The sequence below is a fragment of the Burkholderia singularis genome (genome assembly GCF_900176645.1).
Lineage (GTDB): Bacteria > Pseudomonadota > Gammaproteobacteria > Burkholderiales > Burkholderiaceae > Burkholderia > Burkholderia singularis.
On the sequence record NZ_FXAN01000037.1, the window covers coordinates 24,391 to 43,384 of the forward strand.

At 67.6% G+C, this 18,994-nt stretch carries 10 protein-coding genes; all 10 read left to right on the top strand.

The window, feature by feature from the left end:
* Window positions 1–101: 101 nt before the first annotated feature.
* The 10 genes from BSIN_RS05205 (at window position 102) to BSIN_RS05250 (ending at window position 18,970) form a co-directional block, all read left to right on the top strand.
* On the top strand, window positions 102–6,542 hold the full coding sequence (locus BSIN_RS05205) for an SDR family oxidoreductase (RefSeq protein ID WP_089339725.1): 6,441 nt from the start codon (window positions 102–104) through the stop codon (window positions 6,540–6,542).
* Window positions 6,539–10,654, top strand: coding sequence for a cytochrome P450 (locus BSIN_RS05210; RefSeq protein WP_089339726.1), 4,116 nt, complete (start codon window positions 6,539–6,541; stop codon window positions 10,652–10,654). The genes BSIN_RS05205 and BSIN_RS05210 overlap by 4 nt, the downstream gene beginning before the upstream one ends.
* A gap of 34 nt (window positions 10,655–10,688) precedes the next feature.
* A complete protein-coding gene (locus tag BSIN_RS05215; RefSeq protein ID WP_369828138.1) occupies window positions 10,689–12,104 on the top strand; it encodes a flavin-containing monooxygenase in 1,416 nt (471 codons plus the stop codon).
* Window positions 12,101–12,796, top strand: a complete 696-nt coding sequence (locus tag BSIN_RS05220; protein ID WP_089339727.1) for an ABC transporter ATP-binding protein — start codon at window positions 12,101–12,103, stop codon at window positions 12,794–12,796. The genes BSIN_RS05215 and BSIN_RS05220 overlap by 4 nt, the downstream gene beginning before the upstream one ends.
* A gap of 5 nt (window positions 12,797–12,801) precedes the next feature.
* Window positions 12,802–14,235: an ABC transporter permease gene (locus tag BSIN_RS05225; protein ID WP_089339728.1), complete on the top strand. Its 1,434-nt coding sequence runs from the start codon at window positions 12,802–12,804 to the stop codon at window positions 14,233–14,235.
* Between the two features lie 92 nt (window positions 14,236–14,327).
* Window positions 14,328–15,110 carry an outer membrane lipoprotein-sorting protein gene (locus tag BSIN_RS05230; RefSeq protein ID WP_059515669.1) on the top strand — a complete coding sequence of 261 codons (783 nt, stop codon included), beginning with the start codon at window positions 14,328–14,330 and terminating at the stop codon, window positions 15,108–15,110.
* Complete coding sequence (locus BSIN_RS05235; protein WP_256583621.1) at window positions 15,107–16,531, top strand: hypothetical protein; 1,425 nt, start codon at window positions 15,107–15,109, stop codon at window positions 16,529–16,531. Before BSIN_RS05230 ends, BSIN_RS05235 begins: the two co-directional genes overlap by 4 nt.
* Window positions 16,532–16,547: 16 nt before the next feature.
* On the top strand, window positions 16,548–16,949 hold the full coding sequence (locus BSIN_RS05240) for a DUF4345 domain-containing protein (protein ID WP_059515671.1): 402 nt from the start codon (window positions 16,548–16,550) through the stop codon (window positions 16,947–16,949).
* Window positions 16,950–17,011: 62 nt separating this feature from the next.
* Window positions 17,012–17,776 carry a 4'-phosphopantetheinyl transferase family protein gene (locus tag BSIN_RS05245; RefSeq protein WP_089339729.1) on the top strand — a complete coding sequence of 255 codons (765 nt, stop codon included), beginning with the start codon at window positions 17,012–17,014 and terminating at the stop codon, window positions 17,774–17,776.
* Between the two features lie 87 nt (window positions 17,777–17,863).
* Window positions 17,864–18,970 carry an esterase/lipase family protein gene (locus BSIN_RS05250; RefSeq protein WP_089339730.1) on the top strand — a complete coding sequence of 369 codons (1,107 nt, stop codon included), beginning with the start codon at window positions 17,864–17,866 and terminating at the stop codon, window positions 18,968–18,970.
* Window positions 18,971–18,994: the final 24 nt, after the last annotated feature.

Consider the following 18,994-nt stretch of genomic DNA (forward strand, 5'->3'; position numbering starts at 1 on the left):
GCCCCGCGCCCGCCCCTGCACCGACAGAACAACAATCGAAGGGGCCGGCTCAGACGGGGCATCTCGTCCTAACCACTTGCACTCCTGATCGATCAAAAGATATGTCGAATTCCATTCTGCCGAACTCCTACCTGAAGGGGAAACGGGTACTGGTGACGGGCGGGGCGAAAAACGTCGGCAAGGCAATCTGCCGACGATTCGCCGAAGCTGGCGCTCATGTCATCGTCAACTTCTTCCATTCGCTCGATGCATCCAAGGAAACCGCGGCAGAGCTGCGCGCGCTCGGTGCGACGGTCGACGTCGTGCGCGCGTCGGTGGCTCAGGAGGCGCAAGTCAACCGGATGTTCGACGAGATCGAGGCGAAATACGGAACGATCGACATTCTCGTCAACAACGCGGCGTCGGGCGCGCTGCTGCCGATCGACGACATCGAATCCGCGCATTTCGACCGCGCGATCGACACCAATCTGAAAGGCGCATTCTGGTGCGCGCGCCGCGCCGCGCGGCTGATGGCGCGCGCCGGCGGCGGCGCGATCGTCAACGTGTCGTCGGTGGGCGCGATTCTGGTGCCGGCCAACTATCTCGTGGTCGGCACGGCGAAGGCCGCGCTCGAATCGCTGACGCGCTATCTGGCTGTCGAGTACGCGCAGGCCGGCATTCGCGTGAACGGCGCGTCGTCGACGCTGATCGACGGCGACGTCGCCGCGCAATTCCCCGATCCCGAGAATACGAAGCGTTCGAGCATCGCGGCGACGCCGCTGGGCCGGCTCGCGACGCCGGACGATCTCGCGGACGTCGTGCTGTTTCTCGCGTCGGATGCGGCGCGCTGGATTACCGGGCAGGTGATTGTCGCGGACGGCGGGATGTCGCTGTGCAGCGAAGGTCTGTCGCCGCGGCCTGAGTGGCGCACGCAGCCGGATGCGGGGCACGCAGCGGCCGCGGCGCCGGTTGCGCCGGCAAATGCCGCCGCCGCGGTGAACGCGGCGCAGACGGCGGCATTCGGGCAGGCTGCGCAAGCGAGCGCCGCGCATGCCGCACCGGCGGTGGGTTCGGCCGCCGCCGCACCGTCCGCGCAAGCGTTGGCTGCGTCGCTGACGCAAGCGCCGGCCGCCTTCGCGCAGACGGCGCCCGCTGTGGCTGCCGCTGCATCGGCGCCTGCCGCCGCGCTTGCGCAAGCGGTTGCCGCGCCGCAAGCGGCAGCGCCTGCCACCGCACAAGCGCCCGCCGCCGATTCGAGCGACGACGCTGACGACGCCGACGAAATCGCCGTCGTCGGGATGGGTGTCGCGCTGCCGGGCGCGAGCGATCCGCAGGCATTCTGGCGGGCGCTTCTCGACGGCCCCGAGCTGTTCGGCAACGTGCCGCCCGATCGTTGGGATTACCGATCGTTCTATTCGCCCGACCTGTCGGCCGAAGACAAGAGCTATCAGTCGCGCTCGGTGTTCATCGAGCATTTCGAGCCCGAGGCGAAGCTGCGCGCCGAGATCGACGCCGCCGCCGCGCCGCACGAGCTGACGACCCTGTGGCTGCGCCATTCGCTGCGCCAGGCGCTCGCCGGCGTGACCATTCGCGACGGCGACCGCACATCGTTCGTCGTCGGCTACACCGCCGACGGCAGCCAGCATCTCGAGGAAGGGATGGTGCTGGCGGCCATGCGCACGCGGCTTGGCGCGGCGCTCGACGAGGCCGGCGTGACGGCCGAGGCGCGCGCGCGCCGCATCGCGCAGATCGACGCCATGCTGCGCGCGCGCTATGCGCGCGGCAACGAGGGCGAGCTTGCCGAATTTTTCCCACACCGGGTGGGCTTGAACGCCATGCGCGGCGTGCTGCCCGACGACGCCGAATACATGATGATCGACACCGCATGCTCGTCGTCGCTCTATTCGGTCGATCTCGGCCTGAAGAGCCTGCTCGAGGGCAAGCATGACGTGGTCGCGTGCGGCGGTGCGTTCGCGCTCGCGCCGCGCGGCTCGGTGATGTTCGCGAAGCTGCACGGGTTGTCCAAGAGCGGCGAGGTGCGCCCGCTCGACAAGGCCAGCGACGGCGTGCTGTTTGCCGACGGCGCGGGCATCGTGATCCTCAAGCGCCTGAAGCGGGCGATCGCCGACGGCGACCGCGTGCTCGGCGTGCTGAAGACGTTCGGCTCGTCGTCGGACGGCAAGGGCAAGGCGATCTACGCGCCGAATTCGGCCGGCCAGAGCATTGCGATCGGCCGCGCATACCAGCAGACCGACGTGCCGAAGGCATCGATCGACTGGGTCGTCGCGCACGCGACCGGCACGCCGGCCGGCGATCTCGCCGAATTCCAGAGCCTGCGCGAGATGCTGTCCCGCGAGCGGCCGGTGCAGGTCACGTCGAACAAATCGCTCGTCGGGCATACCGGCTGGGCGGCGGGTGTCGTATCGCTGATTCAGGTGCTGCTCGCGCTCGAGCACGGCTGCATTCCGCCGCAGCACCGGTTTGCCGAGCCGCCGGCCGAGTTCGAGATCGAATCGAGCGGCCTCACGGTGCCCACGCGCCCGGTCGATTGGCCGCGCAAGCCGCACGCGCCGCGTTTTGCGGCCGTGTCGGGCTTCGGCTTCGGCGGCACGAACGGCCACTTGATCGTCGGCGAATACCGGCCGGATCTGCGCGCGCCGAAGCCGGCCGCGCGCGTCAACCGCGAGCCGCTTGCGATCGTCGGCTGGTCGGCGAAGGTTCCCGGCCTCGACAGCCGCGACGCCGTCGCCGCATGGCTTGCCGGCACCGGCGCGAAGCCGGGCGCGAGCTTCGGCCTCACGTATGCGCTGCCGAGCTTCGAGCGCGTGCGCATGCCGCCCGCGGTGCTGCGCGCGCTCGATCGCTGCCAATTGATGGCGCTCGACGCCGCGCACGATCTGCGCGAGCAGATCAGTGACTACTGGCGCGCGCATGCGAACACGATCGGCGTGGTGATGGGGCATATGGGCCCGACGCGCAACGCCGCGCTGTACGCGAGCCGCTGCTATATCGACGATATCGCGACCGCCGTGCGCGCGGGCGCCGACGATGCGTCGCGCGCCGCGCTCGACGAGCTGCTCGCGCGCGTTGCGGACAAAACAAAGAGCCTCGTGCCGCCGACCACCGAGAATTCGTTCCCCGGCATGATGCCGAACGTGATTCCGGCGCGCGTGGCGAATTACTACGATCTGCACGGGATGAACATGACTGTCGACGCCGGACATGCGTCGACGCTGGCCGCGTTCGAAGTCGCGTCGCGCTTCCTGAGGAGCGGTGAACTCGATATGGCGATCGTCGGCGGCATCAACGGCAACTCGGCCGACGAAGTGCAGCCCGCGTTCGACAAGCCGCTCGCCGAGGGCATCGTGCTGTTCGCGGTGACCACCAAGGTGCAGGCCGAGGCGGCCGGGCTGCCGGTGCTGGCGTGGGTCGAAAGCGGTCGCGAGTTCGACGAAGGGCTCGCGCCTGCGGTGTTGCGCGATGCGGCTGGCCGCGAGATCACGTATGCGGGCGCCGACGGCGCGCTCGCGGTGCTGCGCGCGCTCGTGAGCGGTCCGGATGCGGCATCGATCGCGTTTGGCAACGGCGCCGATCAGGTGCGCTTCGGATTGCGCGTCGATCGCAAGCAGCCGCCGGCGCCCGTTGATCGCACGCGCAAGAGCGCGGGCGCCGCAGCCAGCGCCGTCGTACCGGGCGCGTCGGCCCAGCCGGCTGTTGCTGGCGTTGCCGCCGTGCCGGCCACTGCCGCCGCCGTTGCCACCGCGCACGCATTGGTTGCGCCCGGCGCGCCGGCCACGCCGCGCGTGGCGATTCCGCAGACGCTGAAAGCTGTCGACGTCGCCGCGGACGGCGAACCGCTCGGCGTTACCCGTTACCGGATCGAATGGCTGGACACGCCGTGGCAGGCGGGCGCCGGCACCCTGGCGTATCTGCCCGCAGGCAGCGTGGTCGTCACCGATATGCCTGAGCTGCTCGACGGCATCGGCATGCTGCCCGCCGATCTGCTGGTGCTCTCCACGCGTGCGACGACGTTCTCGCGCGCACGCGTCGCGGTGATCGACACGGTCGACGAAACCGCGCTGCAAGCGCTGATTCCGGCCGGCACGAGCCACGTGCGCGTGCTGACTTCGTTGAACGCGAGCGCGCTCGCGCCGGACCATCTCGCCGCGCCGACGCCGCAGCGGCTGAAGCTGCACGATCTCGCGTTCGTCACGCTCAAGCAGTGCTATGACGATGTGGCCGCCGAAGGCTCGTTCGTCGAGCTGCTGCTCGACGCGGTGAAGGACGGCGTGCCGCACCCGGACGCCGGCATGTTTACCGGATTCGCCAAGGCGCTCGCGATCGAGCTGCCGAAAGCGCGCTCGCTCGCGGTGCTCACGAGCGATGCGGATATCCGCCAAGGCGTCGCGCAGGCCGAGCGCGAGAGCGGCGCGCAGCATCTGCTGCCGGTGGTCGCGCTGGCGGGTGCGCGGCGCTTGACGCCGCGCGTCACGCGCGATGCGGGCGCGCTGCCCGCCGATGGCCTCGCGCGGATCGGCCCCGATTCGGTGATCGTCGCGTTCGGCGGCGCGCGCGGCATCACGGCCGAGCTGATGAAATCGGTGGCCGAGCATTTCCGCCCGACGATCTACCTGATCGGCAGCAGCGCGCTCGACGCTTACGGCCCGGACGTATACGCAGGCAGCGACGAAGCGTTCGCGCGCCGCCGCGCCGATTACATCCGCGAGCAGAAAGCGTTGAACCCGACGCTGCCGCTGCCCGCGATCATCAAGGCGTTCGAGCGTCAGATCGACGCCCGCGCCGCGCGCCGCAACATCGACGTGATGCAGTCGTACTGCGGCCCGAACAAGGTGTTCTATCTGCGCGCGAACGTGCTTGACGCGCAGAGCGTGCGCGCCGCGGTCGAACGGATCACCGCCGCCGGCCGGCCGGTCGATCTCGTCATCAACGCGGCGGGCCTCAATCGCTCGGCGTCGGTCAACGTGAAATCGTTCGCGGATTTCGTCGCGGTGCGCGACATCAAGATTCGCGGCTATTGGAATCTGCGCAGCGCGTTCGGCGCCGCGCAGCCGCGCGCGTGGTGCAACTTCGGCTCGTTCATCGGGCTGACGGGGCAGGCGGGCGAAACCGATTACGCATCGGGCAACGATTTCCTGAACACGCAGGCGGCCTATCACCGCGAGGCGCTCGCGCAGGACGAGTTTACGATCGGCTGGACGCTGTGGCGCTCGGTCGGCCTCGGCTCGAACCCCGTGACGCGCGCGTTCCTCGAGAAGAGCGGGCTGTTCACCAGCATGCGGACCAACGAGGGGATTCATCACTTCCTGCGCGAGATCAACCTGAGCGCGCGCGCCGCCAGTTCCGTACATCTCGGCGACGCCGAGCGCCGTGCGATCGAGGCCTATCTGCCGACATTCTTCGACAACGATGCGCAAGCTGTGCCAGCGGCGCATGCCACGTCGGCCCCGAGCGAACCGTCGATGCCGAGCGCGTCGTCGAACCGGCGCGCGCCGGGTCAGCGCGCCGAGCCGCACGCACCGGCCGCGGCCCAACCCGTGCCGCAATCCGCGCCTGCCGTGCCGGCAGCCGCGCGCGATTTCTACCTGGGCCGCGAAGTGAGCCGCACGAGCGACAGCGTGACGTTCGAGCGCGTCTTCGACCTGCGTACCGACGCGTATTTGCAGCACCACGTCGTCAACGGCTTCGCGACGCTGCCCGGCACGTTCGTGCCGGAGCTCGCCGCCGAAGCCGCGCTGAAGCTGATACCGGGGCAGTGCGTGGTGGGTTTCCGCGACGCCGCGTTCCGCCATTTCCTGCGCGTCTATGACGCGGACCGGCCGAGCACCAAGCGGATTCACGCGCAGCTCGTCGGCCGCGAAGGCGACACGTCGGTCGTGCAGGTGCGGGTGACGGGCGACGTGTTCGCGCCGAACGGCCAGCTTTTGGTGCGCGACAAGCTGCACTTCGAGATCAAGGCCCTCGTCGCGCCGCGCTACGCGTATGCGCCGGTATGGCCCGCACAGAGCGAGCCGCGCACGCCGGTCGCCGATCCCTACCATTTCGAATCGGCGCCCGTGCGCCTGACCAATATGTTCGTGTCCACCACCGACACGGGCATGAGCGCGTCGGGCAAGGGCGCGCGCTATCAACTGAACGTCGCCGTCGACGATCCGGTGTTCTCGCGCTTCGTGGTCCCGAGCATCATGCTCGACGGCCTGGCACGGGTCGCCGCGCTGAACTATGTCGCCGACGACTATATTCCGCTTGCTGCTCCGCTGACGATCGGCCGAATCGATCTATACGAAGGCGGCAACGATTGCGAACTGACGAGCCGTCACGAGCGGATCGATCTGTACGCAACGCCGCGCGAGTTCGCGCTTGAAGGCGGGCATGGCGGCAACCGCTTCGTCGCGGTGCGCCCCGACGGCCGGATGCTGATGCAGATGACCGACGTGACGGGCGTCGTGATCGGCTACGTGCACCGGACGACGGGCGCCTATGCGACGAAGGCCGAAGTCGACGCGCTCGTCGCGCGTCGCGCAACCGAAAGGGAGACGGCATGAGCAAACGCAGCCAAGCGCCGGGGCCGCGCGGCAGCCTCATGATGGGTAATTTGGCCGAGTACAAGCGTAATCCGATCACGATGCTGCTGCGCCTGCAGCAGCAATACGGCGACGTCGTGCGCAACCGGCTCGGGCCTTTCGTCACGCATGCGCTCGCGCATCCGGACTACGTCCAGTACGTATTGCAGGAGAATCATCGCAACTACGTGCGCGGACGCTTCTACGACAATTTCAAGAAGTTTTTCGGCGACGGCATTTTGACGACCGACGGCGACTTTTGGCGTCGCCACCGGCGCGTCGTTCAGCCGCTGTTTCACAAGAAGCAGGTCGAATCGCACGCGGCGGCGGTGGGCGACGCGGCGCTCGCGCTCGCGCACCGCTGGAGCGGGCTGCCGCCCGGCGAGGCGATCGACGTCGTCGAGGAAATGATGACGCTGAGCCTGAGAATGCTCGGCTTGATGGTCTTCAACTCCGACGTGTCGACGCACGCTCAAGCGCTCGGGCCGGCCGTGCGCTTCGGAATCGAAGCGATGATGCCGCAGGGCGACGCAAACGATTTCACGCCGCGCTGGGTGCCCACGCGCTTCAATCGCAAGGTCGCGCATGCGCAGCGCGCGATCAACACGATCATCGACAGGATCATTGCCGACCATCGCGAAGGCAACTGCGAGCCGAGCGATGTGATCTCGATGCTGATGAACGCCCGCGACCCGGACACCGGCCAGCCGCTGACGCAAAAGGAAGTGCACGACGAAGTGCTGACGGTGTTCCTCGCCGGGCACGAGACGACGGGCTCGGGCCTCGCGTGGGCGCTCTATGCGCTCGCGCAGCATCCGGCGGTATTGCGCCAGTTGCGCGAGGAACTCGACGCGCGGCTCGGCGGGCGGGCGCCGACGGTGCAGGATCTCGAGCAACTGCCGTATCTGCAACAGGTGGTCGACGAGGTGCTGCGCGTCTATCCGCCGATCTGGGGCTTCACGCGCGATCTCGTCGACGACGACGAGATCGGCGGCTATCACATCCCGGCGGGCTCGTCGATTTTCGTGTCGCCTTACGTCACGCATCGGCATCCCGCGTTCTGGCGCAATCCGGACGCGTTCGACCCGGAGAACTTCGCAAGCGAGGCGACCGTCGGCCGCCATCGCTACGCATTCTTCCCGTTCGGCGGCGGGATGCGCAAATGCATCGGCTTTCAGACCGCGCTGCTGCAAATGCGCGTGCTGGTGGCGGTGATCGCGCAGCATTGCGATTTGAACGCGCTGCCCGGCCACCCGATCGAGCTTGGCGCGATGATCTCGCTGCGGCCGGTGCACGGCATTCGGCTGATCGTGAAGCCGCGCGAGCGCGAGCGCAGCCATTTCGCGCGCGTGCGCGAATACGAGCAGGCGCGTGCGGCCGATCAGGCCGGCGGCTATGCGGGCAATGAACGCGCGGTGTGCCCGATGCACGCGGCGCGCGAGCCGGGCGCGGCCGGTGCGGCGCACGCGGCCGGCGCGGCGGGACTCGCGGCGGCCTGCCCGGCGGCCGCATCGGCCGGCGCCGCAGAACCCGGCGCGCACGCGTTGGCCGACGCGGCCGATATGACCGATACGGCCGGCCAGCCGGCTTTGGCCGCGTCCGGTAGCGCGGCCGAGGCCGCGAGCGTGCCGAGCGTGCCGGCGTGGCGCTTTACGTGGCGTCCGACGCCCGTCGAGCCGGTGTCCGACATGCCGTCGTCCGCGTTGAGCGGCAAGCGGATCGCGCTCGTCAACGGGCGCGGCGGCACGGTCGAGCGCGTGGCGGCGGCGCTCGCGCGCGCGTGCGCGAAGGTGTCGGTGTTCGCGCCGGCCGAGCACGTCGATTGCGCAGTTGCCGCGAAAACGTTTCTCGACGAATCCGGCCCGCTCGACGGCATCATCGATCTCGGCCTCGAAACGCCGTTCGCGCTCGATGCGGCGAATGCGTGGGAAGCGCCGATGCGCCGCACGGTCGAGCTGCTGAAGGTGTGCTACGACGAATGGGCGGAGGTGGAGGACACGTCGCGGCTCTTCTATGTCGCCGTCACGTGGATGGACGGCATGATGGGCTATGGCGACGACACGCTCACGCAACCGCTCGGCGGCCTGTGGGCGGGATTCGCGAAGACGCTGCCGCAGGAGCTGCCGAACTGCAACGTGCGGGTGCTCGACATCTCGCCGGACGAGACGCGCCGTGTCGACCGGTTGATCGTCAACGAGCTGTATCGCTGGGGGCTGTTCGAAGTCGGCTACCGGCAGGGCGTGCGCTATACGCTGCACGCTCAACGCCATGAATTGCCGCCGGCGGAAGCGCCCGCGCCCGCGCTGCTCGCGCCGGGCGACGCCGTGCTGTTTTCCGGCGGCGCGCGCGGCATCGGCCTGCTGTGCGCGCGCGCGCTTGCCGAGCAGTACGGCTGCACGGTCATCGTCACGGGCCGCGACACGCCGCCGGAAGGCAGCGAGCCGTGGGCCGCGCTCAATGAAGAAGGGTTCAAGCGATACAGCCACGAGCAGTTGCGCGCCGCGTCGCCGGACAATCCGCCGAAAGCGATTCGCGCGCGCCTTTCCCGGCTCAAGCGCCAGCGTGCGCTGAAGGCGGCGCTCGACGAATTCGCCGCGCGCGATCTGCCGGTGCGCTATCGCGTCTGCGACGTGACCGATGCGGCCGCCGTGCGCGCGCTGTGCGACGAACTCGGCGATTCGCTGCGCATGGTGATTCACAACGCGGGCGTGGACCGTCCGGTGCGGCTCGTGCAGAAGAGCGCGGACGATTTCGAGGCGACGGTGCGCACCAAGGTGCTCGGCTTCGCGAATCTGTGCGACGCGGTGCGTGCGCGTCCGCGGCTCGTGCGGTTCTGCAACGTCGGCTCGCTGACGGGCCGCTGGGGCGGCATGACGGGCGAGACCGATTACGCGGCCGCGAACGACGGTCTCGCGCGTCTGGGCCTGTGGGCGGCGCGCCATGCGCTGTCGCCCGCGTGCGGCGTGAAAACGCTGGCATGGCCGACCTGGGAAGGTGTCGGGATGATCACGAACTTCGCGATCACGCAGCGCTACGTGACGCCGATGAACGTCGACGAGGGCGTGCGCCATTGGCTGCGCGAGCTTGCGTCGCCGGGCAGCGGCGAAGTGACGTTCGTCGGCGCGATCGGCCGCGCGCCGACGCCCGTGCAGATCAAGGGTTTCAATCCGATTCACGAACTGCCGAACATCGGCGAGCTGGTCACGCGCGGACACCACGCGGGCGAGCCGCTGCGCTTTCGTCCGTTCAAGCGCTTCGAGACGCGCTACACCGTCGATCCCGCCGTCACCCCGTTCGCGCAGGCGTTCCGCTTCAACGGCCGCGTCGTGCTGCCCGCGTCGCTCGTGCTCGAACACGCGTGCGCGGTGGGCGATTGGGTGATGCCGCCGACAGGCGAGCCGCGTCAGCTGGCCGAGATGACCAACGTCACGCTGCATCTGGACGCGCTGCCGGAGGTGCCGGGCGGCGTCGAACCGGTCGAGATCGACAGCAAGGCGGTCGGCTACATGATCGGTGACGTCTGGTGCGTCGACGTGCGCTGCAGCGATGCGCGCACCCGCGCCGAGCTGCTCGCGATGACGCTCGTCTATCAACCTCAGCCGGAGCCGGTCGGCGCCGCATACGCGCGCGCGCCCCGCTTGCAGCCCGCGCACCAGCCGCTGGCTGCCGTGCCCTATGCCGCATGGAACGGCGAGCTGCTGCCGGCGGGCGATTGGAGCGTGCCGGACGACGCGTCCGCGGGCATCGTGAGAATCGGCCGCGTGTCGCCTGCGGCGGTGCTGAGCCTCTGGACGCTGCCGTTTCCGCTCGAATTGCGCTTGCCGGTCAATCACGTCGAGCACGTGCTGCGCGTGTTGTTCGCCGAATGGAGCGCGTCGCGGCAGCAGGCGCCGGCGACGTGGCGCATCGGCCGCGTCAAGCTCGCGCGTCTGCCGGCGTCGTCGGCAGACTGCGTCGCCGAATATGTGACCGGCCGTTTCGCGGTGCTCGACGCGCGCGGCTACGTGCTGATGCGATTCGACGATGCGCGCTTGGGCGAGGCCGAGCCGGCCCGGCCCGAATCGGGCGCGCTCGCCGATTCGCTGACAGCCTGATGCGCAAGCGCACAACTGAATTGGAGTGACGACGATGACAACGACCCCCAGCCGGGACGACAGCCAGCGCTATTGCATCATCGGCGGCGGCGCGGCAGGCATTACGACCGCGAAGAATCTGCGCGAGCAGGGCATCGATTTCGACCTGATCGAACGCGAGGACGATTTCGGCGGCACGTGGTATTACGGCAAGCCGTGCAGCGCGATCTACCGATCGGTGCACATGATCAGCTCGCGCGCGTTTTCCGAGTACACCGACTACCCGATGCCCGCCGACTATCCGACCTACGCGCGCGGCGATCAGGCGCTCGCGTATCTGCGCGACTACGCGCGGCGCTTCGGCGTCTACGAGCACACGGAATTCAACCGCACCGTGCTCGAAGTCGCGCCGCTGCCCGATAGCGGCTTGTGGCGCGTCGAACTCGACGGCCACGAGGTGCGCCACTACAAGGGCGTGCTGGTCTGCAACGGCCACTTGTCGAAGCCGCGCGTGCCCGACTATCCGGGCCGCTTCGACGGATTGCAGCTGCATTCGGCGCTGTACAAGACGCCCGACGTGCTCAAGGATAAGCGGGTGCTGGTGATCGGCGCGGGCAATTCCGGCTGCGACATCGCGGTCGAGGCCGTGCATCACGCAAAGGCGGTGTTCCACAGCACGCGGCGAGGCTATTACTACTGGCCGAAATTCCTGTTCGGAATGCCCGCAGACGAATGGGCCGAATGGCCGCTGAAGCTGCGCATGCCGCTGTGGGCGCGGCGCTTTTTCGGCGAGCGGCTGCTGCGGCTGACGACCGCCGGCCAGCCGGAAGACTACGGGCTGCCCAAGCCCGACCATAAGCTGTTCGAATCGCACTTCATCATCAATTCGACGCTGTTCTACCACCTCGGGCACGGCGATCTCGTCGCGAAGCCGGACGTCGTCGAACTGCGCGGCGACCGTGTCGCGTTTTCGGACGGCAGCGAAGAGCCGATCGACGTGATCATCTATGCGACGGGCTTCCAGTTGAGCTTCCCGTTTCTCGATCAGTCGTATTTGCAGTGGGACAAGATGCAGCCGCGCTTGTATCTGAACGTATTCGATCGCGCGCATCCGAACCTGTTCTTCGTCGGGCTGTTCCAGACCTCGACCGGCAACTGGCCACTGATGGACTACCAAGCGCAGCTCGTGTCGCGCTACCTGCGCGCGCGCGAGGCCGCGCCCGCGAAAGCGGCCCGGCTCGACCGCCTGATTCAGCGCGACCATTCGAACTGGAACGGCGGCATTCATTTCAGCGACACGCAGCGGCACGTGATCGAGGTCGAGCACTTCGCTTACCGGTTGCAATTGAAGCGGCTGATCCGCTCGCTGCCGGCCGCGCCGGCGATGTCGGCCCGGCCCGCGCGGCCGGCCGGCGCGGCCACGGCCGCGGCCGCCGCCACGCCGCGCGTGCGCACCGGGGGCGCGGGATGACGATCGTCACCGTCGAAAACGTCAGCAAGACTTATCTGCTCGACAGTGTGAAGGTGACCGGCCTGGCCGACGTGTCGGTCGAGATCGGCGCGAACTGCTTCACCGTGTTGAGCGGCCCGTCCGGCAGCGGCAAGACCACGCTGCTCAACATGATCGGCTGCATCGACCGGCCGGATGCGGGGCGCGTCGTGGTCGCCGGGCACGACACCGCAACGCTTTCGGACGATGCGCTGTCCGATTTCCGGGCGCGGCAGGTCGGCCACGTGTTCCAGTCGTTCAACCTGCTGCCGGTGCTGTCCGCCTACGAGAACATCGAGTATCCGTTGCTGATGGCGCGCCAGCCGCCGCGCGAGCGCGCCGAGCGCGTCGCGCAACTGCTCGACGCGGTCGGGCTTGGCGGCAAGGGCAAGCACCGGCCGAGCCAGTTGTCCGGCGGGCAGCGGCAGCGCGTCGCGATCGCGCGGGCGCTTGCGGCGGGCCCGTCGCTCGTGCTGGCCGACGAGCCGACCGCGAACCTCGATAGCGTCACGGGCCGCGCGATCATCGCGCTGATGCACAAGATGCAGCGTGACAGCGGCGTGTCGTTCATCGTGTCGTCACACGATCCGCAAGTGCTCGAAGCGGCCGACGACATCGTGCAAATCCGCGACGGCCGCATCGTCGGACGGCGCCGCGCCGCGCAGGAGGCGTAGAGCAGATGCATACCTTGATGTTGGCGCTGCGCAATCTGCAGCGCAACCGGCGGCGCTCGATCACGACGCTGCTCGCGATGATCGTCGGCGTGTGTGCGATCCTGCTGTTCGGCGGTTTCAGCAAGGACATCACGTTCGGATTGCAAACCGATTTCGTGCGCCGCACCGGCCATTTGCAGATTCAGCGGCACGGCTACTTCCAGTACGGCAGCGGCAATCCGGTCGCCTATGGCATCAGCGGCTACGAGCGGCTGATTGCGCAGTTGCGCGACGATCCCGTGCTGTCGCCGATGATCGCGGTCATCACGCCGACGCTGCAGTTCGGCGGAATCGCCGGCAATTTTGCGGCGGGCGTGTCGCGCACGGTGCTCGTGCAAGGCGCGAACGCCGACGAGCAAAACCGGATGCAGCAGTGGAACGACTACGGTTTTCCGCTCGCGCCGAAGCCGTATCCGCTCGTCGGCACCGCATCCGATGCGGTGATCGTCGGGCACGGCGTCGCGCGCGTGCTGCATTTGTGCGAGCCGCTTGCCGTGCCCGATTGCGGCGGCGGTGATCTCGCGCAGGACGTGGCGGCCGCCTCCGGCGCTTCCGCCGCGCAGGCCGCCGACGCGCCCGCCGATGTGCTCGCGCTGTCGGCCGCCGAGGCCGACGCGCAAAAGGGAGAGCCGCGCGGCGAGCGTTCGGGCGCGACGCACATCGAAGTGCTCGCGGCGAACGCCTACGGCGCGCCGAACGTCGGCGGCTTTACGGCGGTGAAGGCCGAGCAGCAGGGCGTGAAGGAGTTCGACGACGTTTATCTTGCGATGCATCTGCCGCGCGCGCAGCGGCTCGTGTATGGCGGCGACGCGCCGCGCGTGACGGCCATCGAGATCCAGCTCAAGCACACCACGCAGCTTGCGGCCGCGCGCGCGCGAATTGATCAGTTGTTTGGCGGCCGTTTCGAGAATCAGCCGCTCGACGTGCTCGATTTTGCCGCGCTCAATCCGTTCTATGATCAGACGAATCGGATGTTCTCGATGATTTTTGGCTTTGTTTTTGTGCTGATTGGTGCGATCGTGCTGTTCGTCGTCAGTAACACGATGAGCACGGCGATTCTCGAACGCACGGTCGAGATCGGCACGCTGCGCTCGATGGGCGTGCGGCGCAGCGGGATTCAGGCGCTGTTCGTATGCGAGGGCGCGTTGCTTGGCGTCGTCGGCGCGTCGATCGGCGTGGTGGTCGCGCTGGCGCTCGCGTTCGCGGTCAACCACAGCGGGCTCGCGTGGACGCCGCCCGCGCGGATCGATTCGGTCGCGCTGACGGTGCGCGTGTGGGGCGAATGGAAGCTGATCGCGCTGACGTTCTTCGGGCTGGCGATCGTCGCGGGGCTGTCCGCGTGGCTGCCGGCGCGTCATGCGGCGCGGCTGTCGATCGTCGACGCGCTGCGGTATGCGTGAGACAGGTTGGCCTGGCGGACGAAACGGATGGCCGGGTTTGATATCGGATCGAGAATGGGGAACCGGATTTGGAAATGATGGGGAGGTGCAACGTGCGTCGCTTGTTTCGTACATGGTGGATCGGCTTGACTCTGGGCGCGGCGGTGCTCGCGCATGCGCAGACCACGCCTGATCCGCAAACGCTGCTCGCGCAAAGCGACGCGATCCGCACGCCGACGAAGTCGTTCGTGCTGACGGCGACGCTGACCGAATACCGCTCGGGCAAGCAGGTCGACGGCAACACGCTGTCGATCTATTCGAAGCCGGATGCGCCGGGCGGCGCGTTCCGCACGCTGGTGCGCTTCGTCGCGCCCGCGCGCGATGCGGGCAAGCTGATGCTGAAAAACGGCAACGATCTGTGGTTCTACGATCCAGCCAACCAGGCGAGCATCCGCATTTCGCCGGATCAGCGGCTGCTCGGCCAGGCCGCCAACGGCGACGTCGTGACCGTCAATCTCGCGCACGACTACAAAGCGGAGATGAAGGGCGCCGAGGATGTCATGGACGGCGACCGGCAAACGCGGCATTGCTACAAGCTGTCGCTGACGGGCAAGGCCGAGGGCCTCACGTATCACCGCATCGAGCTGTGGCTCGACGCATCGAACAGCCGGCCGGTGAAGGCGAAATTTTATTCGGAAAGCGAACGTTTGCTGAAAAGCGCGTTCTACCGGCGCTATACGGCGCAGCTCGGCGTCGAGCGTCCGACTGAAACCGTCATCATCGACGGTCTCGACCCGAATTGGGTCACGGTGATGCGCTTCTCCGACTACGCATGGCGTGACATTCCGGATGCGTGGCTGCAACGGGACTATCTGCCCCGCTTCCAGGCGCAATGACGCGAAAACCGTTGGCCGTGCTGGTCTGGCTGCTCGCGGCGGCGGCAGCGCCGTCTCGCGCCGCGCCGGCCGGACCGGAAGCGGCGGGTGCGGCGCATACGCCCGCCGAACCCGCTGCCGCGTCGTCTGCACCTGTACCGGCACCGGCACCGGCATCAGACGCGCCGAACATACCCGCTGCGGCGGCCGCTCCGGCTCCCGCAGGCAGCGTCGACGACGCGACGAACGCCGCGCTCAATCTCGCCGACGCAACGCCCGCCGCCGCGCCGGAAGCCGCGAAGCCGTGGAAATTCAGCGTGCAGGATGCGATGCGCTGGAGCGACAACCGCGACGCGCCGACGTCCTGGCGCAACCAGCTATCGATCGAATTCCAGTTCGACCACGCGTTGACGCCGTCGCTCGGCGTGCACTTCGCGATGCGCTTCGACCGCTTCGATCCGCTGTCGGCGAATGCGGATTCGCATCGCGACGTGATGCTCGTCAAGGAAGCCTATGCGAGCTGGAAGCCGTCGCCGTATCTCGCGCTCGATGCGGGCCGGATCAATCAGCGCATCGGCGCGGCGATCGGCTACAACCCGACCGATTTCTTCAAGGCAGGCGCGGTCAGCCTCGACGTGCCGCCCGATCCCGACAGCCGCCACACCAACCGGCTCGGCACCGTCGCGGTGCGCGCGCAGCGCGTGTGGGATTCGGGCTCGGTCGCACTGATGCTGGCGCCGCGGCTCGCGAGCCGCAGCGTGCCGGGCGATCCGTTCGCATCGTCTGATCTGCAGCGCACCAACGGCGTCGATCGCTGGATGCTGGTCGGTAGCCAGCGGCTCACACCGACGATTCAGCCGCAATGGGTTCTGTATGGAGAAAGCGGACAGTCGCCGCAGTTCGGGCAAAATTTGAGCGTGCTGCTCGGCAATGCGGTGGTTGCTTACGCGGAATGGACGGGCGGCTGGCGGCCTTCGCTGATCGGCGCGTCGACGGGGCGCGGCAATCAGGACCGCGCGTTCCGCACGCGCTCGTCGTTCGGCTTCACGTGGACATTGCCGGTCGATCTGTCGCTGACGGCGGAGCTGCAAAGCAACAGCGGCGGCGCGTCGGCTTCGCAGTGGCGCGCGCTGCAAGCGAGCGATCCATATGCTTGGGGCCGCGCGGTGCGCACGTCGATCTTCGCGCAGGAATTGCCGTCGCGGCACGGGCTGTTTCTAATGGCCGCGTGGCGCAACTTCATCGTGCGGCGCGTCGACCTGACGGGCTTCGCGCAACTGGACCTCGGCGCCGGGCGGCAATATTGGCTGGAGTTGCGGCGGCGTTTCGACAAGTTCGACGTCGCGCTGCAATTCCTGCGGCAAACGGGCCCGTCGTGGAGCCGCTACGGCGCAATGCCGGAAGCGAACAGCGTTCAGGTGCTCGGGATCTTTTATCAATAACCGGAGGCGCCTCTCGATGAGCAGCAAACGCACCCTACAAATCGTCACCACGATTCTCGGCATCGTGCCGCTTGCCACCGGCGTGCTCGGCATGCTGGGCATTCACGATCCGCTGTACGCCTCGCTCGGCATCGCGATGCCCGACGACGCAACGCTCGACAGCAATCTGCGCTTCTTCGCGGGCGTGTGGTTCGGGCTCGGGCTCAGCGTGCTCTATACGATTCCGGACATCGAGCGCAAAGGCGTGCTGTTCCGCGCGCTTTGGCTGATGATCTTCGTCGGCGGAATTGGCCGTTTGATTTCGCTTGTGTCGGTCGGCGCACCGTTTTTTCCGTTCATTGGCTTTACCGTGCTCGAAATCGTCGGTGCGCCGTTATTTGTTTGGTGGCAGAGCCGCGTTGCCGCGGCGGCCCGTTGAAGGGCGGGATCGCGGATTCGGCCGGGGTGGCCGGCGTATCCCTAGTACGAAGTGACTGATAAATGACAACCGAAGGATGGCCGCACGCAGTGGCGCACGATGAGGCGGCGCCATTGCGGTTCAGCGTAGCGAGACCGTCGGCGGCGTTGCTGGAGCAGGTTGCGCGGGGCGAAGTGCATATCTGGCGCGCAAGCGCCGACGAGGCAGGGTCGTATCTCAAATGCGATTGCCTCTCGCTGAGCGAGCACGAACGCGCCGCGCGGCTGAAATTCCGCGCGCACCGCGAACTGTTCGTGTTTGCCCGCGCGATGTTGCGCGTGGTGCTGGGCGAATATCTCGACGTGGATCCGGCGCGTCTCGTGTTCGATATCGAGTCGGGTGGCAAGCCTGTGCTGTTCAGCCGCGATCTGCAGTTCAGCTTGAGTCATGTGCGTGGCGGCGTGCTGCTCGCGATCGCGAGAAAGCGCGTCGGCTGCGATCTCGAGTCGCTCGACAGGAAAATCGACACCCACGCGCTCGCGGCAGCGAGCCTCGCGGCCTGCGAACTCGAACAATTCGAGCTTGCTGCGCCGCGTGCGCGCAACGGCATGCTGCTGCAATGGTGGACCCGCAAGGAGGCGCTGCTCAAGGCGCACGGCGTTGGGTTGCGCCGCGATCCACGCCAATTGGAAATGCCGTGGGCGCCGCAACCCGGCGCGCGCGGCGAATGCATCAGCGACGGCGTGGGCTGGACGGTTGCCGATATCGAGTTAGGGCCGGCGTGGCGCGCATCGGTTGCGATGGAAGAGCGCGACGCCGACATGCAAGGGTTTTGTTTGGGGTGGTGAGTGACCGCTCCGGCGCCGCAGGCGCACCGGGATGCGCGGCACCGCATCGTTTGAACTTGGCATGAAGCCAGGCAGGGGAGGCCGAAAATGAAGTCTTGGTATGAGCGCGCCGCGGTTGCGGCGCAAGTTGCAAAAAGAACACTGGGCCGCGGCTGGGCGGCCGCGATCGTTGCCGCATGCTGCGCGGTGGCGGCGCCCGCGGTGTCGGCGCAAACCGCGCCGGCCGCAACCGACGATTACGCGGCAACGCGTTATCCGATCATTCTGGTGCATGGCCTTACCGGTTCCGCGAATATGTTCGGCGCGGTGCCTTACTGGTACGGCATGCAACCGGATCTCGAGCAGCACGGCGCGAAAGTGTTCGTTGCCGATATGTCCGGTTTCCAGAGCGACTATGGCCCCAACAGCCGCGGCGAGCAATTGCTCGCCTACGTCAAGCAAGTGCTCGCGATCACCGGCGCGCAGAAGGTCAACCTGATCGCGCACAGCCAGGGCGGGCTGACGTCGCGCTACGTTGCATCGGTTGCGCCGGAGCTGGTCGCGTCGATCACGACGATCGCGACGCCGCACAACGGCGGCTCGCAATTGTCCGATTTCATTCTCAACGGCCTGAAGCTCGATCCGACCGGCTTGTCCACGCCGATCTTCGGCTCGCTGATGAACGTCTTCGGCTTCATCACGAGCGGTCTGCACAACACGAACCAGGACGGGATCGCCGCGTTCCAGGCGCTCAGCAGTGCCGGTGTTGCTCAGTTCAACCAACTGTTTCCGAGCGCGGGCGTGGGTGCGCCTGGCACGTGCACCACGGGCGCGCCGACCGAGAACATCGGCGGCAACGTCCATCTGCTGTATTCGTGGAGCGGTAGCGCGTTCCAGCCGGTCAGCGTGCTGGGCATCACGACGGGTGCGGTCGATACCAGCACGCTGCCGGTTGCCGATCCGGCGAACGTGCTCGACGTGTCGACGCTGCCGCTGCTCACGGCGGGCAACATCATGGCCACGCGCGGCGCCGGGGCGAACGACGGTTTTGCGTCGACTTGCAGCTCGCTGTACGGCCAAGTGATCTCGACCGCGTTCAAGTGGAATCACCTGGACGAAATCAATCAACTGGTCGGCATTCGCGGCGCATTCGCGCCTGATCCGGTTGCGGTGATGCGCGCGCAAGCGAATCGTTTGAAACTTCAGGGTGTGTGACGTATGGGCGGGCGGCGGTAAGCT

Bases quoted from the DNA above. Each gene is read 5' to 3' on its own strand.
- BSIN_RS05205 (WP_089339725.1), top strand. From the start codon at position 102: ATGTCGAATTCCATTCTGCCGAACTCCTACCTGAAGGGGAAACGGGTA.
- BSIN_RS05210 (WP_089339726.1), top strand. From the start codon at position 6,539: ATGAGCAAACGCAGCCAAGCGCCGGGGCCGCGCGGCAGCCTCATGATG.
- BSIN_RS05215 (WP_369828138.1), top strand. From the start codon at position 10,689: ATGACAACGACCCCCAGCCGGGACGACAGCCAGCGCTATTGCATCATC.
- BSIN_RS05220 (WP_089339727.1), top strand. From the start codon at position 12,101: ATGACGATCGTCACCGTCGAAAACGTCAGCAAGACTTATCTGCTCGAC.
- BSIN_RS05225 (WP_089339728.1), top strand. From the start codon at position 12,802: ATGCATACCTTGATGTTGGCGCTGCGCAATCTGCAGCGCAACCGGCGG.
- BSIN_RS05235 (WP_256583621.1), top strand. From the start codon at position 15,107: ATGACGCGAAAACCGTTGGCCGTGCTGGTCTGGCTGCTCGCGGCGGCG.
- BSIN_RS05240 (WP_059515671.1), top strand. From the start codon at position 16,548: ATGAGCAGCAAACGCACCCTACAAATCGTCACCACGATTCTCGGCATC.
- BSIN_RS05245 (WP_089339729.1), top strand. From the start codon at position 17,012: ATGACAACCGAAGGATGGCCGCACGCAGTGGCGCACGATGAGGCGGCG.
- BSIN_RS05250 (WP_089339730.1), top strand. From the start codon at position 17,864: ATGAAGTCTTGGTATGAGCGCGCCGCGGTTGCGGCGCAAGTTGCAAAA.